Raw genomic sequence first — 15,919 nt, 5'->3', positions numbered from 1 at the left:
AGGGGGCGATGAGGATGCAGCACAGTGTGATGGCAGGGACCCAGCAGGCCGACGAGACCGTCGTCGTCCACGTCCAGCTGCGGCCGCGCCGCGGGTCCACCCGGCGCTGCCTGGCCGAGCTGGCCGCGCTGGCCGCCGCCCACCCGTCGGTCGCCTTCTCGGTCACCGGGCTCGGCAAGGACGAGCGCGTCGTCCGCGTCACCGTCGGCGTGGAGCTCGGCCCCCGCGAGGCGATCGCCCGCTTCTCGCCGCAGGCGCAGGCCGCCTACGCCTTCGTCAGCGACCTGTTCACGGTCCTGTACGACCACATGCCGGTGTACGCCGCCGAGCCCTCCGCCGCCGAGCGCGCCGCCGCCGAGGTCCTCCTCCGCGCCGACGACGCCGACGTCGAGGCCCCGGACGGCGCCCTCGCCCTCGAGCGCGTCCCGGCCTAGCGCCCCACCCCTCGCCGACGCCTTCCCCGCGATCGACCAGGAGTCACCGGTGACCAGCACCTCCCCGTCCGCCGTCCCCACCGCCGGCCAGCCGGCCGACGCCGGCACCCGCGCGCCGCTCGTGTTCGGCGGGATCCCCGAGGCCGAGGGCTTCGCGCGGGTCCCGATCACCGCCCGCGACCGGGTGCACTTCCGCGTCGACCGGGACCTGCCGCTGGCCGCGTTCCGCGCCGACCTGCCCGACGGCGTCACGGTCAGCCACGACGAGGGCGAGGGGCTCTACCGGGTCGACGGCCCGTGCGGCCGGGGCCAGGTGCTCGCCGACTGGATCCGCGCCTGGTGCGCGGCCCGCGACGTCGCCACCGTGGGCCTGCGCGCGGAGGCCGGCGTCCGCCGCCGCGCGCCGCGCGACCTGCCGCCGGCCTTCCTCGAGGACCTGTGCCGGCACTACCAGCCGGTCAGCCTCAAGCGGCTGCAGCGCAACATGAGCACGATCCGGATGCACCTGCCCGACCCGGACGACCTCGGCCAGCAGGTCGCCGAGTGGATCCTCAAGGCGGTCGGCCAGTACGACGAGACCAAGGGCGTCCCGTTCGGCGCCTTCCTCGCCACCCAGCTGTCCAAGTGGGTGCACGACCTGGGCCGCAACGCCCACGGCCGCACCGCCGCCGACACCGAGAACCGGCAGCAGAAGGCGCTCGCCGCCTTCCAGGCCGAGCACCAGCGGCGCCCCACCGAGCGCGAGCTCGCGGCCTACATGGGACAGAGCGTGGCCACGCTGCGGCGCAACTCGCAGACGGTCGCCACCCTCAACGGCCTGCGCAACCTGCAGTCCCTCGACGGCGGCCCGGACGCGACCGAGGTGCTGCTGCCGGACTCCAGCGAGGCGCCCGACCAGATCATGGACGAGGCCGAGCAGACGCTGCTGTCGCACGCGCTGACCGCGGCCTGCGCCCCCGACCCGACCGCCGCGCGCGGCCAGCGGGCCGCGCAGCCCAACGTCCTGGGCTGGGCCACCTGGTACCTGACCACCTGGGGCGGGCAGACCAAGACTCAGGTCTCGGCCGACCTCGGGACCTCGGTGCGCAACATGAACGTGCACGCCGACCGCGTCGAGCGGGCGCTCAAGGACCGGCTCGCCGAGTTGTCCGAGTGACGTCCCGGTAAACGGAACGCAGGAGTCCGTCGCCGACGGGTCCATCCGGGCGCGGGGCTGCCGATATCGAGGACGTGACCGCGAGTCCCTGCTGCACCGCCGCCGGGGGACCGCAGACGCCGACGGGGGGAGGTGTGCGGTGAGCGTGCTGCCTGCGGGCGACCCCGCCGTCGTCCTGCTCCCGCACTGGCTCTCCGGTGCCGACCGTGAGCTGCTGGCCGGCGTCGTGCGCGCCGCCGTCGAGCGGCCCGGCGTCCACCCGGTCGCCGCCGTCCACCTCGCCGACGTCCTCACCGAGCTGCACGTGGCCGCCGCCCGCGACGCCGTCTGGCCCGGCCCCGCCGCCCGCGTCCGCCGGGTCACCGGGTGGGCCGAGGACGTCCTGCCGGTGCGGCTGTCGGCCGCCGAGCTCGACAGCGTCCTCGGCCTGACCGAGCTGCCGGGCGACCTGCGCGCGACCCTCGGGGGACGCCGCCAGTGACGCCCGGGCGCCCCGGCCGCTCCGCGTCGGGTCTGCTGCAGCGGCTGCGCCCGGCGCCGGTCGCCGTCGACGACGTCCGCGCCGCCGCCGACGCGGTGCTGCCGGGCCTGGTCACGGGCAGGCTGCGCGCCGCCGTGCTCGCCGACCCCGCCCGCGGGCCGGTGCTGGTCCTCGCCGAGGACGAGCGCCGCGTGCGGGTGCCCCTGCACGACCTCGCCGAGGACATGACCGACGCCGGCGTGGCCCCCACCGCCGAGGGCGTCGCCGCCGCGCTCACCGCCTTCGTCGCCGCCCGCCCGGTCAGCGACGCCGCGGCCGCCGGCGCCGGCGTCGCCGTCCTCGACTGGACCGGCCCGGCGTGCACCGGCGTCGGCTGGCGCGTCGTCGTCCGCCGCGGGGACCGCACCGTCGCGTGGACGCCGTCGGACCGCGCCGACGCCGCGGTGGTGGCCCGCACCCGCACCGCCGCCACCGCCCGCGCGGCCGAGGCCGGGGGCGTGCTCCGCGTCGAGGGTCCGGTGGCGCTGTGGTCGCACCCCGGCGCGCCGATGCTCGCCACGGCCGCGCTGGCCGATCCCGAGCGGCTGCTCGGGCGGATCGCCGAGGCCGGGCTGCGGGTGGCCGAGCCGCACGTCGTCGTCACGCCGCTGCGGCCGCTGGCGTGCGCCTCCGCGGGCGTGACCGACCGCCTGGCCGGGCTGACCGGCGAGGCGTGCGTCCGCCTGCCCTGGGCCGCCCTGCCCGACCTCCGCTGGTTGCCCTAGCTTAGGAGAGCAGCGCGCCGAACTCCCAGTGCCAGGGCTCGGGCTTCTCGGCGCCGGGCCGGGCCCAGTCGGGGTTGACGAAGCCGAACTGCCCGGCGTGCTCGGTCATCCACGTCCACTGCGGCGTCCCGGCCACGTTCACCCCGCCGCACAGGTCCACCGCCAGCGCCCAGCCGTGGTTCGACGTCCCCGGCACCGCGGCCAGCGCCGGCTTGCGGCGGAACGCGTCCACCTGCGCGGCCCTCGACCGGTAGGAGTCGGTGATGCACAGCGGGCTGCCGAGCGCCGCCTCGTAGGCCCGGGCCAGCGCGGCGTAGCCGGCCGCGGCGTCGCAGCGCAGCGCGTGGCCGCGGGCGATCGGACACAGCGCCTCGGCCGGGATCCGGCCGTTGGACCAGCCGCCCCACGCGGGGCTCACCGGCCCGGCCGGCGCCGGGGGAGCGCCGCAGGCCCCGCGGCCGGACGCCGACGCCCGCAGCGGCGCGTTCGGCGTCGCGGGTGCGGGCAGGGTGACCCGGACGGCGCGGGCGTCGCCGGGCATCGAGCGGACGCCGACCTGGTAGGTGGCCGCCGAGGCGCCGAGCACCTCGCCCTCGCCGAGGTAGACGGCGACGTCCGCGCCGCCGTCGGAGACGACCAGGTCGCCGACCTGCAGTTGCGAGGCGGGCACGACGGCCGCCGCGGCCCACTGCTCCGCGGCGCCGGCCGGCAGGTCGTAGCCGGCCAGCAGCCACGCCGAGGCGGTGAGCCCGCCGCAGTCGAAGGCGTCCGGGCCGGTGGCACCGGCGGCGTACGGCCGGCCCAGCCGGGACAGCGCGCTGCTCACCGCGGCGACGGTCTCCGCCGGCAGCACGGTCACCGGCCGGTTGCCGACGACGGCCCACGCCACGCCGGGCACGGCCTGGCCGGCGGCGTCCAGCGCGGGGGAGAAGCCGTCGGGCAGCGCCGCCGGGTCGGCCAGCTCGGCCGCGGACGGCGGCTCGATCCCCGCCGACGCCAGCTCGGCGAGGTGGCCCTGCCAGCGCTGCAGCGCGGCGGTGTTGCGCTCCTGCTGCGCGCCGGCGGCCGGGACGGTGCCCAGCGCGGCCAGCTGCGCGGAGACGTCGAGGCCGAGGTCGCGCACGGTCGCGCGGACACCGGCCAGCACGGTGCGGGCCTGCGCCGCGGAGGTGTCGACGGCGTCCTGCGCGGCGGCCACGCGGTCTGCGGCGGCCCGGGCGGCGGCCGCGGCGCGCTCGGCACGGACGACGGCGGTCTCCCGCTGCCCGGCGGCACGGTCGGCCAGCGCCTGGCGGTAGAGGACGTCGCCCGTGGTCGCGGGTGCCGCGGCGGACAGGCCGAGGACCGGCATGCGGGTCTGGGCGGAGGCGCGGTACAGGTCGGCGGCGGCGGAGCCGACGGTGACCTGCTCGGCGGTGACGGCGGCCCGGGCGGCCTGCTCGGCCTCGACCGCGGCCTGCAGCTCGGCCCGCCGCGTGGCGACCTCGGCCTGCAGCCGGCGGTAGGCGTCGGCGTCCTGCAGCAGGGTGCTGCGGGCGGCCAGGGCCAGGCCCGCCGGGTCGGGAGCGACGGTCGCCGAGCCGGGCGCGGAGGTGGCCGGGGCGAGCAGGACGGTGAGGACGGGCACGAGCAGCGTGGCCAGGCCGACGACCAGCAGCCGGGTGCGCCAGGGGCCGCGTCCGCGCGGCGTCCGGGCGGTGGGCCGGCGGCGGGCGGGCTGCTTCCGGCGCTTCCTCGTCGCGGTGCCGGTGCGGCGCGCGGGAGCGGGAGCGCCGGGGGCGGCGGCGCGGGCGGCCAGCAGGGCGCGCAGCGCCTCGGCCTCGCGGGCGGTGAGCTCGCTGCGGGGAGCGGTGCGCGGGGAGGCGGAGCGGGACGAGGTGGTGCGGCGGGCGGCGGTGCGGGACGGGGCGGCCGTGCGCGCGGGAGCGGGCGTGCGTGGTGCGGGCACGGCGGGGTCCCCCGGGCGGTCTCGATCGGCTGGCCGCGCTCCGGCGTGGAGCGCTCGCCGTCAGATCGACCGCCGGGGGGGCCCGGAGGAGGGACGGGAGGGGAGGCCTCACCCCGACGGGGGAGGGGATGCGCCCGGCCGGGGGACCGGGCCGGGCGCGCCGTGCCGCTCCGGGGAGGTGCGGTCCCGCGGAGGGGCACGGCGGGGTCAGCGGTCGGGCGGCCACCAGGCGCCGTGCCGCGCCACCAGCGGGATGCGGTGCTCGGCGCCGTCCTCGGTGAGCACGACCAGCTCGACGCCGGTGATCGGCACCGGCCGGTCGTCGTCGGAGCGCAGCAGCCGCCCGGTGGCCAGCGGGATCGGGGGCAGGACCAGCAGGTCCTCGCCGGGCGGCTCGCTGCCCATCGACGAGGTCGTCAGCGCTCGGCCAGCGGGACGAACGCCCGCTCGGTCTCACCCGTGTAGACCTGCCGCGGGCGGCCGATCTTCGTCGTCGGGTCGGCGATCATCTCCCGCCACTGCGCGATCCACCCGGGCAGCCGGCCCAGCGCGAACAGCACGGTGAACATCCGGGTCGGGAAGCCCATCGCCCGGTAGATCAGCCCGGTGTAGAAGTCGACGTTCGGGTAGAGCCGGCGCTCGACGAAGTAGTCGTCGGACAGCGCGATCTCCTCGAGCTGGCGGGCGAGGTCGAGCAGCTGGTTGTCCCCGCCGAGCTTGTCCAGCACCGTGTCGGCGGTCTGCTTCACGATCGCTGCGCGCGGGTCGTAGTTCTTGTAGACCCGGTGCCCGAAGCCCATGAGCTTGACGCCGGGCTCCTTCTTCTTCACCCGCTCGACGAACGCCGGGATGTCCCCGCCCTCGCCCTGGATGGACTCGAGCATCTCCAGCACCGACTGGTTGGCGCCGCCGTGCAGGGGTCCGAACAGCGCGTTGATGCCGGCCGAGACAGAGGCGAAGAGGTTCGCCTGCGACGAGCCGACCAGCCGCACCGTCGACGTCGAGCAGTTCTGCTCGTGGTCGGCGTGCAGGACGAAGAGCATGTCGAGCGCCTTCACCAGGTCGGGGTCCTGCTGGTAGGGCTCGGCCGGGAAGCCGAAGGTCATCCGCAGGAAGTTCTCGACCAGCCCGCAGGAGTTGTCCGGGTAGAGGAAGGGCTGGCCGACCGACTTCTTGTAGGCGTAGGCCGCGATCGTCGGCAGCTTGGCCAGCAGGCGCAGCGTGGAGATCTCCACCTGCTGGGGGTCGAACGGGTCCAGCGAGTCCTGGTAGAAGGTCGACAGCGCGCTGACCGCCGACGACAGCACCGGCATCGGGTGCGCGTCGCGCGGGAAGCCGTTGAAGAACATCTTCAGGTCCTCGTGCAGCAGCGTGTGCCGGCGGATCCGCGTGTCGAACGCCGCCAGCTGGTCGGCCGTCGGCAGCTCGCCGTAGATCAGGAGGTAGGTCACCTCCAGGAAGCTGGAGTGCTCGGCGAGCTGGTCGATCGGGTAGCCGCGGTAGCGCAGGACGCCGGCGTCGCCGTCGATGTAGGTGATCGCCGAGGTGCACGAGGCGGTGTTGACGAAGCCGACGTCGAGCGCCACCTGGCCGGTGGTCGCCAACAGCTTGGAGACGTCGAGCCCGGAGGGGCCCTCCGACGCCGGGACCGTGCGCAGCGGGAGGTCACCCCCCGCGTGTCGCAGGGATACCTCGGGGGTGCTGGCTGTCTCGGTCATGGTGGTCGAACGCTACTGGCGTCGGGCCCCGAGGACGACAGGGAGCGTCGCCCGACGGGGGTGGGCCGGGGATCCCGGCCCACCCCGGACGGTCAGGGGTGGGTCATCGAGAGGACGTCGAGGGCCTCGTCGAGCTGGGCCTCGGTGAGCCTGCCCTGCTCGACGTAGCCGCGCTCGAGCACCACCTGGCGGATCGTCTTCTGCTCGGCCAGCGACTGCTTGGCGACCTTCGCGGCCTCCTCGTAGCCGATGTACTTGTTCAGCGGCGTCACGATCGACGGCGAGGACTCGGCGTAGGTCCGGCACTGCTCGACGTTGGCGACGATCCCGTCGACGCAGCGGTCGGCCAGGATCCGGCTCGCGTTGGCCAGCAGGCGGATCGACTCGAGCACGTTGCGCGCCATCAGCGGCAGCGTCACGTTGAGCTCGAAGACGCCGGTGGTGCCGGCGAAGGTGACCGCGGCGTCGTTGCCGATGACCTGGGCGGCGACCTGGATGACCGCCTCGGGGATCACCGGGTTCACCTTGCCCGGCATGATCGAGCTGCCCGGCTGCAGGTCGGGCAGCTGGATCTCGCCGAGGCCGGTGCGCGGGCCCGAGCCCATCCACCGCAGGTCGTTGGCGATCTTCACCAGGCCGACGGCGATCGTCTTCAGCTGGCCGGAGGCCTCGACGAGCGAGTCCCGGGAGCTCTGCGCCTCGAAGTGGTTGCGCGCCTCGGACAGCGGCAGGTCCAGCTCCGCGGCGAGCGTGTCGATGATCGCGGCCGCGAACCCGGGCGGGGTGTTGATGCCGGTGCCGACGGCGGTGCCGCCCAGCGGCAGCTCGCCGATGCGCGGCAGCGAGGCCTCCAGCCGCTCGACGCCGTACCGGATCGCCGCCGCGTAGCCGCCGAACTCCTGGCCGAGGGTGACCGGGGTGGCGTCCATGAGGTGGGTGCGGCCGCTCTTCACGACCTCCGCGAACTCCGCCTCCTTGCGGGTGAGGGAGGACTCGAGGTGGCGCAGGGCCGGGACCAGGTCGCGCACGATCGCCCGGGTGGCGGCCACGTGGATGGCCGAGGGGAAGACGTCGTTGGACGACTGCGAGGCGTTGACGTGGTCGTTCGGGTGCACCGGCGTGCCGGCGGCCTCGGTGGCGAGGGTCGCGATGACCTCGTTGGTGTTCATGTTGCTCGACGTCCCCGAGCCGGTCTGGAAGACGTCGATGGGGAAGTGCTCGTCCCACGTGCCGGACGCCACCTCGGCCGCGGCGGCGGCGATCGCCCGTGCGACCTCGCCGTCGAGGACGCCGAGGTCGGCGTTGACGCGGGCCGCGGCGCCCTTGATGGCGGCCAGGGCGGCGATGAGCTCGCGCTCGATGGGGGTGCCGGAGATGGGGAAGTTCTCGACGGCGCGCTGGGTCTGGGCCCGCCACTTCGCCCACGCGGGGACACGGACCTCCCCCATGGAGTCGTGTTCGATGCGGTGGTCCTGCTCGGTGGCCACGCTGGCTCCCGTGTGGTGTCGGTGGGATCGGTGCTGCACGCGTGACCCTAGAAGGGCCCCGTCCTCCCCACTGCTCGCAGGCCCGGAGTGGGACCCGGGACGGGGCGGCCCCGGGTCCTACGGTGCGGCGACGCTCTCGGCCCGAGGAGGCCCCGTGACCCACCCGCATCCCCCGGACGCGCCCGGCACCGTCCCCGTGGGCGGCTGGACGCCGTGGGGCACCTGGGACCCCACCGCCGGCCGGGGGCCCGCCGTCCCGCCGGCACCCGCGCCGGTCGCGGGGCCAGCGCCGGCCTCCCGCGTCCTCCCCGCCGCGCTGGTCGCTGCCGGCCTGGCCCTCGGGCTGGTGCTCGCCGCCGTCGTCGGGGCACTGGTGCTGCGCGGTGCCGCGGACGACGCCGGCCGCGCGGCCGGCGAGGCGATGGGCGAGGCGGTGGGCGACGCCCTCTACGGCGGTGTTCCCTCCGAGTACGACTACGGGGTGGGGGGCGGGCTGGGCGAGGTCGAGCAGTCCGAGCCGGTGCCGCCCGGCGTCCTCGGGTCCGACCCCGTCCTCGACGCCCACGCCCAGGGCTGCTTCGACGGCGACCTGCAGGCCTGCGACGACCTGTTCGCCGAGTCGCCGCCGCTGTCGGACTACGAGGAGTACGCGCTCACCTGCGGTGGCCGTGTGAAGGCGTGGTCGGTGCCGCTGTGCACCGACCTCGACTGACCGGCCCGTCCGTGACCTGCCGGTGCTGGTCGCCGCCACCCGGCCCACCTAGCCTGACCAGCGCATCGACCTGAACCGAGGAGTCCGCACCATGTCCCAGCCGCCGTATCCGCCGCCGGGCGGCAACGACCCCCGGGGCGAGCAGCCCGGCCGGCAGGGGTGGGGGCAGTCCGACGACCCGACGAGGCAGTTCGGTCAGCCGGCGCCCCCCACCTCCCAGTTCCAGCCGGGCCAGTACGGCCAGCCGGGCGAGCGCGACCAGACCTCGCCCTTCCCCCAGCCCGGTCAGCAGCCCTACGGCCAGCCGGGCCAGGACCCGACGCAGCAGTACGGCCAGCAGCCCTACGGCCAGCAGCCGTACGGCCAGCCCGGCTACGACCCGAACCAGCCGTACGGGCAGCAGGCCTACGACCCGAACCAGCAGTACGGCCAGCCCTACGGCCAGTACGGGCAGCCCGGCTACGGCCAGCCGCCCTACGGGCAGCCGGGGTACGGCCAGCCGCAGCAGCAGAAGGGGGGCAGGAAGAACGTCGTCATCGCCTCGGTGATCGCCGGTGTGCTCCTGGTCGCCGCCGCGGCCGTCGGGCTGTTCTTCCTGCTCCGCGACGACGACAGCTCGACCGTCGCCGACCCGACGCGGACCAGCACGTCCTCGTCCGCGTCCAGCTCGTCGTCCTCGGGCCCGTCCTCGTCGTCGTCCTCGTCGAGCAGCTCCTCCTCGTCGCCCACGTCGTCGTCCGGCGGGGGCGGCGCGGGTTCGACGTCGGCGCCGGTGCCCCCTCAGGGGCTCGGCTCGGACCCGGACGGCGAGTTCCAGCCGCTGGCCGAGGCCTGCTTCGCCGGTGACTTCTCCGCCTGCGACGAGCTGTGGGTCTCGACGCCGGTCGACTCGGCCTACGAGCAGTACGGGGGCACCTGCGCCGGCCGGGCGCCCTACGAGGCCGGCCAGTGCGTGACGCGACTCGGGGACGCCGCGCCGGAGCCGCAGAGCGACCCGGTCCCGCCGCAGGGCCTCGGGGAGGACCCGGACGGCGAGTTCCAGCCGCTGGCCGACGGCTGCTTCGCCGGCGACTGGGCGGCCTGCGACGACCTGTGGGGCTCCTCCCCGTCGGGCTCGCAGTGGGAGCAGTACGCCGGCACCTGCGCCGGCCGGGTGACCTACGAGGTCGCCAACTGCGAGGGCCGGCTCGGCTGACGCCGGTCCCGCGACGCACGACGGCCCCGGGGCGCTCGCCCCGGGGCCGTCGTGCGTCTGTCCCGTGCGGCTACTGGTCGTCGGAACGGTCGAAGGGCACCGCGGAGTAGGCGCGCAGCTTCTCCAGCGAGTGCAGGCTGTCGATCGAGCGGATGGTGCCCGAGCGCGAGCGCATGACCAGCGACTGCGTGGTGCAGCCGCCGGCCCGGTACTGGACGCCGCGCAGCAGCTCGCCGTCGGTGATCCCGGTGGCCACGAAGAACACGTCGCCGCGCACCAGGTCGTCGATGGTGAGCACGCGGTCGAGGTCGTGGCCGGCGTCGACCGCCTTCTGCCGCTCCTCGTCGTCCTTGGGCCACAGCCGGCCCTGCAGCGCACCGCCCATGCACTTGAGCGCGCAGGCGGCGATGATCCCCTCCGGGGTGCCGCCGATGCCCATGAGCATGTCGACGCCGGTGCCCTCGCGGGCCGCGGCGATCGCGCCGGCGACGTCGCCGTCGGTGATGAACTTGATCCGCGCGCCCGCCTCGCGGACCTCGTGCACGAGCTGGTCGTGCCGCGGCCGGTCGAGGATGCAGACCGTGACGTCCTCGGGCCGGCTCCGCTTGGCCTCCGCGACCCGGCGGATGTTCTCGGCGACCGGCGCGGTGATGTCGACGACGTCGGCCGCGGCCGGGCCGGTGGCGATCTTCTCCATGTAGAAGACGGCCGACGGGTCGTACATGGCGCCGCGGTCGGCGACCGCCATGACGGCGATCGCGTTGGGCATGCCCTTGGCCATCAGGGTGGTGCCGTCGATGGGGTCGACGGCGACGTCGCACTCGGGGCCGTAGCCGTCGCCGACCTGCTCGCCGTTGTAGAGCATCGGCGCCTGGTCCTTCTCGCCCTCGCCGATGACGACGACGCCGCGCATGCTCACCGTGCCGATCAGCGCCCGCATGGCGTCCACGGCGGCGCCGTCGCCGCCGTTCTTGTCGCCGCGGCCGACCCAGCGGCCCGCGGCCATCGCGGCGGCCTCGGTGACGCGCACCAGCTCGAGGGCCAGGTTGCGGTCGGGCGCCGGCCGGTCGGTGCGGAAGGTGCTCCGGCGGGGGGCGGGTGGCACGGGGCCGTCGGGTACGGGCAGGGTCACGAGACCTCCTAGTCCGGCACCGTTGCCGGTGCCCGCCGCCCGCGACCCGTCCCCGGAGCCGGTCGGGCGCGCGGGGCCGTCCGGAAGCGGGGCGGCGGGGTGGTGGATCGGTGCTGCGATCCTAGGGGCATGACCAGTCCCGGCCCGTCGGGCCAGCAGGCCCCCGAGGAGCAGCCGCCGCCGGCGCCGACCGCCGCGGAGCGCGCGAACCGGATGAGCGCGGCCAACATGCTCCGGTCGCTGCTGCAGCTGGTGGTCATCGTCCTGCTCGTCGCCGGCTGGGTCGCCTTCCGGCAGGGCGACGTCGATCCCGTCCGCCCCATCGACCCGACCAGCAGCGTCCGGCTCGCCGCCGAGCGGGCGTCCTACACCGTCGAGGTGCCCGCCGAGCTTCCCGACGGCTACCGGCCGACCAGCGCGCGCACCGACGCGGCGGACGCCGGCGAGGGGGAGCCGGTGACCCTGGAGATCGGCTACGTGACGCCGTCGGACGAGTACGCGGGCTTCCTCACCACCGACGACCCCGACGCCGACCGGCTGCGCACCGTCCTCGACGGCGCGCAGGACGACGGCAGCGTCGACCTGGCCGGGCGCACCTGGACCCGGCAGACCAACGGGCGCGGGGAGACCGTGCTGTCGCTGGAGGCCGGGGACGTGACCACCGTGGTCACCGGCTCGGCCGGCGACGACGAGCTGGAGACCGTCGCCGCCGCCGTCGCGCCGGTCAGCGTCCCCAGCTGAGACCCGGCGGGGGTCAGCCCTCCTGCTCGGCGGGCGTCGCGGCGGCCAGCCGCTCGCGGGCGCGGTCGAGCCAGTGCTGGCACAGCTGCGCGAGCTGCTCGCCGCGCTCCCACAGGCCGAGGGACTCCTCGAGGGTGAGCCCCCCGGCCTCGAGCCGGCGGACCACCTCGGCCAGCTCCTCGCGGGCCTGCTCGTAGGTCTGCGTCGGCTGCTCGGTCGTCGGTTCGCTCACGGCTCCCCATCCTGCCCGTCCACCCGGACGGCCAGCCGCCCACCCGCCACGCGCACCGACAGCCGCTCGCCGTCGGCCACCTCGGCGGGGTCGCGGACCAGGGCGCCGTCGCCCCGCTGCACCAGCGCGTAGCCGCGCTGCAGGGTCGCCTGCGGGGACAGCGCGGCCACCCGCGCGCGGGCGTGGTCGAGGTCGCGCTCGGCGGACTCGACGCGGTGGGTGAGCGTGCGGCGGGCCCGGTCGCGCAGCGCCGCGACGTCGTCGGCTCGGCCGTGCAGCAGCCGCTCGGGGTCGGCGAGCACCGGCCGGCTGCGGACGCTCTCCAGCCACCGCTCGGACTGCTCGAGGCGCACGGTGAGCAGGTGCCGGGCGCGGGCGCGCAGCCCGTCGACCAGCCGCCGCTGCTCGCCGATCTCCGGCACCACGCGGTGCGCCGCGTCGGTGGGGGTGGCCGCGCGGACGTCGGCGACGTGGTCGACCAGCGTGGTGTCGGTCTCGTGGCCGACGGCGGTGACCACCGGCGTGCGGCAGGCGGCGATCGCGCGGACCAGGCCCTCGTCGGAGAAGGGCAGCAGGTCCTCGACCGACCCGCCGCCGCGGGCGATGACGATCACCTCGACCTCGGGGTCGCGGTCCAGCCGCTGCAGCCCGTCGATCACCGACGCGGCGGCGTTCACGCCCTGCACCAGGCTGTGGTGGACGGCGAAGCGCACCGCCGGCCAGCGGCGGCGGGCGGTGACCAGCACGTCCCGCTCGGCGGCGGAGTCCTTGCCGGTGACCAGCCCGACGACGGCGGGGGCGAACGGCAGCGGGCGCTTGCGGACCGGGTCGAACAGGCCCTCGGCGGTCAGCAGCCGGCGGATCCGCTCGATGCGGGCGAGCAGCTCACCGAGCCCGACGGCGCGGATCTCGGTGGCGCGCAGGGAGAAGGAGCCGCGGGCGATGTAGTAGTCCGGCCGCGCGCGGACGATGACGCGGGCGCCCTCGGTGAGCTCCAGGCCGGGCCGGTCGGCGACGTCGCGGGCGCAGGTGACCGGCACCGAGAGGTCGGCGGCGGGGTCGCGCAGGGTGAGGAACACGGTCGCGGCGCCGCTGCGCCGGTTGAGCTGGGCGACCTGCCCCTCGACCCAGACCTCGCCGAGCCGGCCGATCCACTCGGCGACCTTGCGGGCCACCGTCCGGACCGGCCACGGCGACTCGGGGGACGAGGGCGCACTCACGGTCCCGAGGGTGCCAGGCGGGGCCGACGGCCCCGCCCGGCACCCCGGTTCACCCCCGCGGCTGCAGGGGGCTGGTCTCGACGGCCTGCTGCTCGAGCTTCTCCAGCCGGTTGCGCAGCATCGTGAGGAACGGCGCCCGCGCGCGGGTGGCCTCCTCGTAGGCGAGCAGGTCCGACACCGTGGCCAGCTGGTACCCGCGCAGCCGGCCGCGCAGCTGGGCGACGGTGAAGGAGTCGTAGCCCTCGATCGGGGCGGCCCCGGCGGCCTGCGAGCCGGACAGCTCGCTGCCGCCCTGCGCGTCGTCGGTCGGGGCGGCGGAGTCCCCGCCGACCGCGTCGACGGCCGCGCCCTCGGCGATCGCCGCGTCCTCCTCGGCGGTGTCGGCCTCGCCGACGTCGGTGCGCACCCCGGTGGCCGCGGCGACGGTCGTGCCGCCCTCGTCGGTGGCCTCGGCGGCCGGCTCGGGCTCGATCGTGTCGGTGGCCGCGCCGCTGTCCTCGCCGGGCGCGGGCGCGGCGCCGAGCTCCTCGTCGACGCGGGCGTGCTCCCCGGTGACGACGTCGCCGGCCTCGCCGGCCGCCGTCCCCTGGGTGGCGGCGGCCTGCTCGCCGCCGTCCTCGGGGGCGACGACGCCCTCCTCGGTGACGGTGCCCTCGACCGTGGTGACCTGCCCGTCGGGCGTGACGACGTCGACCTCGCTCGCGACGTCCTCGGCCGCGGCCGCGTCGGCCTCCGCGTCCTCACCCAGCACGCCGGCGTCGGCGAGGCCGATGCCGGTGTCGGGCACGCCGGAGTCCGCGGCGTCGGGCACCACCGTGTCGTCGGTGCCCACGTCGGGGGCGCCGGCCAGCTCGCCGACCGGGGAGCCGCCCGGGTCGCTCGCGGCCGGGGTCTCCTCCGGGGCGGCCGCGGTGCCGGCGGGGGTGTCGGTGCCCTCGGCCTCGAGCAGCGCGCTCTCCAGGGCGTCCTCGGCGGTCAGCGCGGAGTCGGCGGCGTCGAGCGCGGACGCGGCCTCCTCGGCGCCCAGCACCTCGTCGTTGACGTCCTCCACGGCGGCGACGACCGACGCGGGGGACGGCTCCGGGGGCAGCCCGGCGAGCTCGTCGTCGACCAGGCCGGCGGCGTCGGTGTCGACGTCGATCTCCATCACGTCGACCTCGGCGCCGTCACCGACGGTGTCGACGTCGGGGGCGCGGTCGAACGCGGAGTCGCGCAGCACGTCGATCGGCTGGGCCACGAGGGGCGCACCGCCGACGGCGGCCTCCTCGTCCTCGTCGAAGGTGGCCAGGCCGGGCTCGCGGTCGCCGCGCAGCCCGGTGAGCACCTCGTCGCCGCGGGCCACCAGCCCCGACCACTGCTGCTGCAGCTTCATCGCCGCCTGCAGCGCGATGCCGACGATGCGCACCGGCAGGCCCGGCAGCGTCTGCGGGAGGCTGCGGACGTCGTCGAGGACGGTGGCGGCCAGACCGACGGTGGCGCGGATCGGCTCCGGGATCTCACGGGACATGCGCCCAGCCTGCCGCAGCGCGCGGCGAACGGCACAGCGGCCGGTCCCCGGCCCACCCGGTCGGGCGGCGTGCGGCTCGTCACGCTCCCGGCGGCGGCCGGGCCGGGGGCTCCGCGGCACCTACCATGGGGGCATGGCTGATCAGCGCGGACGGGTCCTGCTGGCCGATCCCCGGGGCTACTGCGCCGGTGTCGACCGGGCGGTGGTGGCCGTCGAGCGGGCCCTGGAGATCCACGGCGCCCCGGTGTACGTCCGCAAGCAGATCGTCCACAACAAGCACGTCGTGGCCACCCTCGAGCGGCGCGGCGCGGTGTTCGTCGACGAGACCGACGAGGTGCCCGAGGGCGCGGTCGTCGTCTTCAGCGCCCACGGCGTCTCGCCGGCCGTGCACGAGGAGGCGCGGGCGCGCTCGCTGCGCACCATCGACGCCACCTGCCCGCTGGTGAGCAAGGTGCACCAGGAGGCGAAGCGGTTCGCCAAGGAGGACTACGACATCCTCCTCATCGGCCACCGCGGGCACGAGGAGGTCGAGGGCACCTCCGGCGAGGCCCCCGAGCACATCCAGCTCGTCGACGGCGCCGACGACGTCGCGAACGTGCAGGTCCGCGACCCCGAGCGGGTGGTGTGGCTGTCGCAGACGACGCTGTCGGTCGACGAGACGCTCGCGACCGTCGACCAGCTCCGGACCCGGTTCCCCGGGCTGCAGTCCCCGCCGAGCGACGACATCTGCTACGCGACGCAGAACCGGCAGCAGGCGGTCAAGCAGATGGCCGGCGAGTGCGACCTGGTGATCGTCGTCGGCTCGACCAACTCGTCGAACTCGGTGCGGCTGGTGGAGGTGGCCCTGGAGGCCGGTGCCCGCGCCGCGCACCTGGTCGACTACGCCGCCGAGATCGATCCGGCGTGGCTGGAGGGCGTCGGCACCGTCGGCGTCACCAGCGGCGCGTCGGTGCCCGAGGTGCTGGTCAGCGAGGTGCTCGACCTCCTGGCCGAGCGCGGCTACCCCGACGTCGAGACGGTGAAGGCGGCCGAGGAGCGGCTGGTGTTCGCGCTGCCGCACGAGCTGCGGCCCAAGCGCGGCGAGACCGCCCGCCCCGTCCGCTAGGACCCGCGGGACGCACCCGGGGCGCCGCCCCCCAGGCGCGGGGGGCCGCCGCGGGGCAGACCTCGTGTGAGTCCCGGGCGGCCCAGC

Annotated in this window: 16 protein-coding genes; 8 read left to right on the top strand and 8 right to left on the bottom strand. The window is 76.2% G+C overall.

Features of this window, described 5'->3' with window-relative positions:
* The first annotated feature begins 29 nt into the window (after positions 1-29).
* From ACI8AA_RS13380 to ACI8AA_RS13365, 4 genes are all read left to right on the top strand, one after another.
* The gene (locus tag ACI8AA_RS13380; RefSeq protein ID WP_457044901.1) at positions 30-434 is read left to right on the top strand and encodes a hypothetical protein; all 405 of its coding nucleotides are present in this window, start codon (positions 30-32) and stop codon (positions 432-434) included.
* Positions 435-483: 49 nt separating this feature from the next.
* Entirely contained in the window at positions 484-1,590 is a 1,107-nt protein-coding gene (locus ACI8AA_RS13375) for a flagellar biosynthesis protein FliA (protein ID WP_457044900.1), read from the top strand.
* Positions 1,591-1,729: 139 nt separating this feature from the next.
* Positions 1,730-2,071, top strand: a complete 342-nt coding sequence (locus tag ACI8AA_RS13370) for a hypothetical protein (protein ID WP_457044899.1) — start codon at positions 1,730-1,732, stop codon at positions 2,069-2,071.
* A complete protein-coding gene (locus tag ACI8AA_RS13365) occupies positions 2,068-2,835 on the top strand; it encodes a hypothetical protein (RefSeq protein WP_457044898.1) in 768 nt (255 codons plus the stop codon). Before ACI8AA_RS13370 ends, ACI8AA_RS13365 begins: the two co-directional genes overlap by 4 nt.
* A gap of 1 nt (position 2,836) precedes the next feature.
* Here ACI8AA_RS13365 and ACI8AA_RS13360 read toward each other — a convergent pair whose 3' ends face one another.
* The 4 genes from ACI8AA_RS13360 to ACI8AA_RS13345 all read right to left on the bottom strand — a co-directional run bounded on the left by ACI8AA_RS13360 (position 2,837) and on the right by ACI8AA_RS13345 (position 7,988).
* The gene (locus ACI8AA_RS13360; RefSeq protein ID WP_457044897.1) at positions 2,837-4,783 is read right to left on the bottom strand and encodes an NlpC/P60 family protein; all 1,947 of its coding nucleotides are present in this window, start codon (positions 4,781-4,783) and stop codon (positions 2,837-2,839) included.
* Between the two features lie 207 nt (positions 4,784-4,990).
* A complete protein-coding gene (locus ACI8AA_RS13355) occupies positions 4,991-5,188 on the bottom strand; it encodes a hypothetical protein (protein WP_457044896.1) in 198 nt (65 codons plus the stop codon).
* A gap of 11 nt (positions 5,189-5,199) precedes the next feature.
* Positions 5,200-6,501, bottom strand: a complete 1,302-nt coding sequence (locus tag ACI8AA_RS13350; RefSeq protein ID WP_457044895.1) for a citrate synthase — start codon at positions 6,499-6,501, stop codon at positions 5,200-5,202.
* A 92-nt stretch (positions 6,502-6,593) separates the two neighbouring features.
* The gene (locus ACI8AA_RS13345; RefSeq protein ID WP_457044894.1) at positions 6,594-7,988 is read right to left on the bottom strand and encodes a class II fumarate hydratase; all 1,395 of its coding nucleotides are present in this window, start codon (positions 7,986-7,988) and stop codon (positions 6,594-6,596) included.
* Between the two features lie 154 nt (positions 7,989-8,142).
* Here ACI8AA_RS13345 and ACI8AA_RS13340 point away from each other — a divergent pair, with 154 nt between their 5' ends.
* Both ACI8AA_RS13340 and ACI8AA_RS13335 read left to right on the top strand, forming a co-directional pair.
* The gene (locus ACI8AA_RS13340) at positions 8,143-8,700 is read left to right on the top strand and encodes a hypothetical protein (protein WP_457044893.1); all 558 of its coding nucleotides are present in this window, start codon (positions 8,143-8,145) and stop codon (positions 8,698-8,700) included.
* 91 nt (positions 8,701-8,791) lie between these two features.
* A complete protein-coding gene (locus ACI8AA_RS13335; RefSeq protein WP_457044892.1) occupies positions 8,792-9,895 on the top strand; it encodes a hypothetical protein in 1,104 nt (367 codons plus the stop codon).
* A 70-nt stretch (positions 9,896-9,965) separates the two neighbouring features.
* Here the strand turns inward: ACI8AA_RS13335 and glpX are convergent, their stop codons facing one another.
* A complete protein-coding gene (gene glpX / locus ACI8AA_RS13330; RefSeq protein ID WP_457044891.1) occupies positions 9,966-11,027 on the bottom strand; it encodes a class II fructose-bisphosphatase in 1,062 nt (353 codons plus the stop codon).
* 129 nt (positions 11,028-11,156) lie between these two features.
* Here glpX and ACI8AA_RS13325 point away from each other — a divergent pair, with 129 nt between their 5' ends.
* Complete coding sequence (locus tag ACI8AA_RS13325; RefSeq protein ID WP_457044890.1) at positions 11,157-11,768, top strand: DUF4245 domain-containing protein; 612 nt, start codon at positions 11,157-11,159, stop codon at positions 11,766-11,768.
* Between the two features lie 13 nt (positions 11,769-11,781).
* Here ACI8AA_RS13325 and ACI8AA_RS13320 read toward each other — a convergent pair whose 3' ends face one another.
* From ACI8AA_RS13320 to ACI8AA_RS13310, 3 genes are read right to left on the bottom strand one after another with little or no spacing between them, the layout of a single operon-like run.
* Positions 11,782-12,000: an exodeoxyribonuclease VII small subunit gene (locus tag ACI8AA_RS13320; RefSeq protein WP_456936965.1), complete on the bottom strand. Its 219-nt coding sequence runs from the start codon at positions 11,998-12,000 to the stop codon at positions 11,782-11,784.
* A complete protein-coding gene (gene xseA, locus ACI8AA_RS13315; protein ID WP_457044889.1) occupies positions 11,997-13,220 on the bottom strand; it encodes an exodeoxyribonuclease VII large subunit in 1,224 nt (407 codons plus the stop codon). The genes ACI8AA_RS13320 and xseA overlap by 4 nt, the downstream gene beginning before the upstream one ends.
* Positions 13,221-13,269: 49 nt before the next feature.
* Positions 13,270-14,727 (bottom strand): hypothetical protein, encoded by a 1,458-nt coding sequence (locus ACI8AA_RS13310; protein ID WP_457044888.1) that lies wholly within the window; start codon positions 14,725-14,727, stop codon positions 13,270-13,272.
* Between the two features lie 133 nt (positions 14,728-14,860).
* Here ACI8AA_RS13310 and ACI8AA_RS13305 point away from each other — a divergent pair, with 133 nt between their 5' ends.
* Positions 14,861-15,832 carry a 4-hydroxy-3-methylbut-2-enyl diphosphate reductase gene (locus tag ACI8AA_RS13305; RefSeq protein ID WP_457044887.1) on the top strand — a complete coding sequence of 324 codons (972 nt, stop codon included), beginning with the start codon at positions 14,861-14,863 and terminating at the stop codon, positions 15,830-15,832.
* Positions 15,833-15,919 lie beyond the last annotated feature (87 nt).

The organism is Geodermatophilus sp. SYSU D01180, from assembly GCF_054050415.1.
Note: the sequence above shows the minus strand (reverse complement) of the source record. Positions and strands in the feature narration are given on the sequence as shown.

Excerpts from the sequence above, each read along its gene's own strand:
- ACI8AA_RS13380 (WP_457044901.1), top strand. The coding sequence starts at position 30 with ATGGCAGGGACCCAGCAGGCCGACGAGACCGTCGTCGTCCACGTCCAG.
- ACI8AA_RS13355 (WP_457044896.1), bottom strand. The coding sequence starts at position 5,188 with ATGGGCAGCGAGCCGCCCGGCGAGGACCTGCTGGTCCTGCCCCCGATC.
- ACI8AA_RS13350 (WP_457044895.1), bottom strand. The coding sequence starts at position 6,501 with ATGACCGAGACAGCCAGCACCCCCGAGGTATCCCTGCGACACGCGGGG.
- ACI8AA_RS13335 (WP_457044892.1), top strand. The coding sequence starts at position 8,792 with ATGTCCCAGCCGCCGTATCCGCCGCCGGGCGGCAACGACCCCCGGGGC.
- ACI8AA_RS13325 (WP_457044890.1), top strand. The coding sequence starts at position 11,157 with ATGACCAGTCCCGGCCCGTCGGGCCAGCAGGCCCCCGAGGAGCAGCCG.
- ACI8AA_RS13310 (WP_457044888.1), bottom strand. The coding sequence starts at position 14,727 with ATGTCCCGTGAGATCCCGGAGCCGATCCGCGCCACCGTCGGTCTGGCC.
- ACI8AA_RS13305 (WP_457044887.1), top strand. The coding sequence starts at position 14,861 with ATGGCTGATCAGCGCGGACGGGTCCTGCTGGCCGATCCCCGGGGCTAC.